1 protein-coding gene is annotated in these 664 nt (G+C 41.9%); it reads left to right on the plus strand.

Going from position 1 to position 664, the window contains the following annotated elements:
* A partial coding sequence (locus RM553_RS19585) for a hypothetical protein (protein ID WP_311536650.1) occupies positions 1 to 664 on the plus strand: 664 nt, incomplete at both ends.

Below are 664 nucleotides of genomic sequence, written 5' to 3' on the forward strand. Positions count from 1 at the left end.
GATTACCGAATTAAATTTTACGGCAGAAGCTTCCGGCACCTATAAGATATATGATGATACCGGGAAACCGAGCTATTTCAGGATCCTTCGGAAAAGTGCTAACAATGCTACCGTAAGCGGTAATGTAGATGTTACTGCAGCCTTGGATATTCCTGGCGATTACAGTATAGTGTTCACCAATGATAGCGGTGATACCTGGAGTTCTTCAGTTTCTGAAGGTACTTATACGGTAGCCCTGCCTGCAGGTGATACTTATGATATTTCTCTTGAAGGTGCCGATGGTTATTCAATCACCGGCAGTACTAGTATAGAGATCACAGAAAACACTGCCCTGAATCTATTGATCCTAAAGGATGGAGCTTCAGGAAATGGATTGGCAGATGTATGGGATTTTGGAGCAACACAGCTTGCAGAGTCTGAGTACAATAATCAGTTATCTGAAGATATTATCAATTCCTGGTATGATGCATCTATCGCCCCGGGAACCTCAGATATTAATTTACCAGATTTTACAGCTGGTGATCTTAGCTTTACCGGGGGTGGAAGTGACCGCCTTCGAACCACAAATACCAATCTTACCCGTTACGATGATGATATTGATGAATATAAAGATTTTAAAGGTAGAGTATATATCAATTCATCGGGTGCTACCGGCAGGTATTTC

Origin of the sequence: Autumnicola tepida, from assembly GCF_031846485.1 — a bacterium.
Taxonomy (GTDB): Bacteria; Bacteroidota; Bacteroidia; order Flavobacteriales; family Flavobacteriaceae; genus Autumnicola; species Autumnicola tepida.